This window comes from Anaerococcus porci, from assembly GCF_034090325.1.
GTDB lineage: Bacteria > Bacillota > Clostridia > Tissierellales > Peptoniphilaceae > Anaerococcus > Anaerococcus porci.
The window spans coordinates 1-4,549 of the sequence record NZ_JAXDSU010000021.1; the positions used below are offsets into that span (position 1 = coordinate 1).

The window sequence follows — 4,549 nt, forward strand, 5'->3', positions numbered from 1 at the left end:
GAAATGGAGCGTCTTTTGGCTGATGCTCAAAAGATAACTGGTGTAAAATATGATATCAATAATTTATCAGATGTATATCAAGCAATACATGCTATTCAAGGGAAACTTAATATAACTGGAACTACTGCTAAAGAAGCGGAACAGACTTTAAGTGGTTCTTTTTCTTCTATGAAAGCATCTGCCCAAGATTTTTTAGGTAATCTTGCTTTGGGTGAAAATATTGGTCCTAGTTTAAGAAATTTAGGATCTACTACAAAGACTTTTCTTCTTGGAAATTTACTTCCAATGGTTGGAAATATTTTTAAACAACTTCCTAATGTGGCAAGTGAAGGTTTTAATTTACTAGCTCAAAAATTTACTATCTTTAAAAAATTGGGTGAATTATTAAGTCCAGCTATAGAAAAGTTTAAAAGTGCTTTTGATGGACTTATGGAGAAAATGCAACCTTTTATTAGTTCTGTAGGTAATGTTTTAAAACCAATATTAGAGGGTTTAGCCTTAGTAATTGGAAAAGTTTTATCTGAAGGGATAACAATTTTATCTAATGCATTTAATGGTTTAGGTTTAGTTATTCAAGTTTTAACTCCTATATTTAATTTTTTGGGTGAGGTATTTAATAAAATTTTAGGCTTTGTTGAGCCTATAGTATTTAAAATTACTGAGTTTACAAGTCATCTGCTTGATAACAAGGTTGTCATGGAAGTTTTAGGACAAACTTTTAATATTGTATGGACTGCTATCCAATCTTTAATGACTGTTGTATGGGAAGTTATCGGAGTTGTCATTGGAGATATTAAAAATTGGTTTAATTCAATGGGTGTTGATGGAAATACTCTTAAATCTATTATGGATTTTGTTTGGCAAGGAATTATGCAAGCAATTACAGTTGCAAAAGGAATTATAGCTGGTGCTATAAAGGTAATAGGAAGTGTATTTACTTTTCTTGGAAATCATAGTGGAGTTTTAAAAACTATTTTATTAGCTGTATGGTCTGCTATTAAAACAGCAATTAAAATTGCAGCTGGTATTATTGTCGGAGTTGTAAATACAATTGTTGCAAAATTTAATACACTTAAATCAGCTGCAAATATTTTATTAGGTGCTTTAAGAGGTGCATGGAATGGAATAATAAGTGCTATTTCTAGTGCCAAGGCAAGGATTTCTGGAATTATAGACAGAATTAAAGGGATTTTTAATTCTTTAGGAAGTATAAATCTATTTAGTGCAGGAAAAGCAGTAATAGATGGTTTTTTAAGAGGTTTAAAACATGCTTTTGGTGCTGTAAAAGATTTTGTTGGAGGAATAGCAGACTGGATTAAATCACACAAAGGTCCTATATCTTACGATAGAAAACTTTTGATCCCTGCTGGTAATGCTATTATCGGTGGACTTAATAAGTCTATGGTTGAAAGTTTTAAGGATGTTAAATCTAATGTTTTATCTATGGCTGGAGAAATCTATGATGGATTTGATATTAAAGTAAAACCTCTTAATCTAAGTCCAGATATTTCTAGTCTTGATAAAAATATTTTGGATAAGAAACTTGATTCGAATTTAGATTTTAAGGCTTATAGTGAATACAAGGCTAATAGAGATTCTAAGCTTGAAAGTATGCTTTTAGATATTTTATCTTTATTAAAAATTCTGACTGAAAAGGATGATGATGTTTATATTGATGGAGAAAAAGTTTCTGTTATGCTTGGAAGAAAAATTGATGAGTACAAGAAGAAAAAAGACCTTTACGAAAATAGGAGAATGGGGGTGGTTATATAGATGTATGAAGTTATTGTTGACGGTGAATCTTTAAAAGATTTGATATTTATTACTGATGTAGAAAGGACTATGGGTCCATTTGTTAAAGGGAGAATAGTAACTATACATGCTTATATCCTCCATGATATTCTAGCTACTGTTGATGTTTTAAATAAACTTTTTACTGGAGAAATTCAGGAATTTATCTTTACTGATCAGCCGGACAGGTATTGGAAGGGAAAGGTAAAAGAGGATATTAAAGTTTCAAGCTCTTATGAGAGGACGAAAATTGATATTGATATAGAAATACCAGATGGGGTTTCCTATGCTATTAAGCCTAGGGAACTTTCTTTTAATGGGAGAACAAGCTTAATATTAGAAAATGAGGGGTCGGATTATGCATATCCGACCTTTGATTTTAAGTTAAAAGATGATACTTATATGGTTTCTGCAGTAAGTAAGGATAAAGTTTTTCAATTTGGCGAGCCACTTGAGGCTAGCCCTATGAAACAGGTCAAGATACAAAAAGAGGGGTTGGTAGATGGTTATGAAACCAGGAGGTCTTGGGTTGAGATTGATTCTAGATTTAATAAGCTAAATCCAACAAATTATGATGCAAGTAAAATCCACACAAGGTGGCATAGTGCTGGTGATTTGGTTCAAAGAAATAAGTCAATGCCAACCCCAAGTAATGGGAAGATAAAGGTTGGTAAGTGGGCCACTCATTGGCAAACTGGAGAAAGGATAGATAATTGGGTTAAGGGCAGGTCTTTTCCTGTAGCTCAAACAAAATCTGTTAGGCAATCCAAATCATCCAAGGCCTATTTGCTTAAAAATAATGGAGTATATATAGGTTGGCTATTGGAACAAGATATAGATGGTCCTACAAGCAAGGGCTTTGCTTGTAATAATGGAAACTCTCATGACATGCTTGCAACTTTTGCAAGTGGGCAAAGTGGTTGGCATGGTCCTTGCAAGTCTTATCCAATAAATTTAGATTGTACGGATTTTGAATTAGAAGTTTATTTAAATTATTTTGTAGGCCCTGCTAATCAATTTGGGGCAATGTATATAGGTATTTATGCTGGAGATACCCCAATAATGGCAGCTAGTTTTTCTACTCATTATACCAACAGGATTACATCAATTTATTATGATGTTTATGATAGGTGTTATGGGCAAATTAATTCTGGTCTTGCTTCAAATTTTTGGGGAAAAATTTCCATGAAAAAACATGGGGAAAAGTTTTCTTTTACTACCTTTAATGATATGAGCAAGAAATCTTACACCAAAGACTATAATCTAACAAATAAAGAACTTAAACCAAGCCATATTCTTGTTTGGGCTGGTAAGTATGGATCTAATCCACAACTATCAGAATTATCTTTTGTAAGACTTAAATTTACAGGTCTAGATGGAAAACTTTGGACAGATAAGGATGTAACCAATGTACCTGACCCAAGATATAAATTTTATGCTGGAGATGTAATAAGGCTTGAAATGGAAACTAATAAGGCCTATGTGAATGGAATAGAAACATTAAGTCCAATTTCTTATGGGTCAGATACTGTGAAGTTAAAGCCTGGCCAAAATGAAATTATGTTTGATATTTCTTCAGATGTTGTTCCAGACATTGATGTTTTTTATAGGGAGAGATTTAAATGATATTTTTTACAAATAGGTTATATGAAACTCTTGCTGTGGCAAGCCCTGACACCCATAAGGGTCTTGTTCTTTTGGATGACGAATTAAATCAAACTATAAAGACGGGGACTGCAATTTATACGGCAAAGATTGCCAAAAATGACATAAGTGTAGAAAAAATTGAGGCGGGTTGTTTTGTTTTTGTTCCAAATTTTAAAAATAAGATAATTGTTTTAGAAGTTATGGAAGTAGAAGAGTCGAGATCCTATAAAAAAATAATTGCTGAAGATGCAGGTCTTGAACTTTTAAATTCTGATGTTGGCGACCATAAGATGAAGGGAACTTTAAGAGAACATATCTTGGCCACTATTGGAAATGATTCTGATTGGGTAATTGGTATTGATGAAATTGGAGATTCCAGAAACTTAACTTTAGAATATACTGGAGTATCTAACCAAACAAAAAGAATAGTACAAATAGCAGGAAGGTTTGGAGCTGAAATTTCCTATGACTTTAAGTTTGATGGAAATGAAATTAAGGAAAAAAGAATTAATTTTTCCAAACAAAGAGGAAAAGATACTGCGATACGTCTTGAAGTTGGAAAAGAACTTAAAGATGTAAAAAGAAATGTATCTATAACAAATTTAAGAACAGCTGTACTTGGTATAGGTAAACCTCACAAAGAAACTATTAAGACGACTAAGACTATAAAGAAGACTATTGAGGTCAATGAGGATGTACCTGAATCAACTTATTCTTATGGTAAGCTTGAAAAGTTTATTGATTGGTTTAAGTCGAGGAAGGGAAAGGTTGGTTATTCTATGTATAATAGACTTGGTCCTAGTTCTTATGATTGTTCTTCTGCTGTGCATTTTGCAGCTAAACATGCAGGTCTTATTCCATCTAATCATTTTATTGGTTCAACTGAGACTCTATTTGCAATGAAAGGAAAGTACCTTGATGAAATATCTAGGTCTGATATAAGGTTTGGAGATATATTCGTAGCTGGTAGGCAAGGGGCTTCTGGTGGAGCTGGTGGCCATACTGGGGCTGTAATAGATAAGAATACTATTATTCATTGTAATTATGGTGATAGAGGTATATCTATCACGCCTATTGATGGCAGGACTGGTGGTCCACCTGTAAGGTGGTT

Annotated in this window: 3 protein-coding genes; all 3 read left to right on the forward strand. The window is 33.0% G+C overall.

Annotated elements, in window-relative coordinates:
• The coding region (locus SOR60_RS02560) for a phage tail protein (protein ID WP_320595124.1) at nt 1-1,773 on the forward strand (1,773 nt) is incomplete at its 5' end.
• Nucleotides 1,774-3,417 carry a distal tail protein Dit gene (locus SOR60_RS02565; protein WP_320595125.1) on the forward strand — a complete coding sequence of 548 codons (1,644 nt, stop codon included), beginning with the start codon at nt 1,774-1,776 and terminating at the stop codon, nt 3,415-3,417. It abuts the gene before it with no gap.
• A partial coding sequence (locus SOR60_RS02570; RefSeq protein ID WP_320595126.1) for a phage tail spike protein occupies nt 3,414-4,549 on the forward strand: 1,136 nt, incomplete at its 3' end. The genes SOR60_RS02565 and SOR60_RS02570, both read left to right, overlap by 4 nt.

Bases quoted from the DNA above. Each gene is read 5' to 3' on its own strand.
- SOR60_RS02565 (WP_320595125.1), top strand. From the start codon at position 1,774: ATGTATGAAGTTATTGTTGACGGTGAATCTTTAAAAGATTTGATATTT.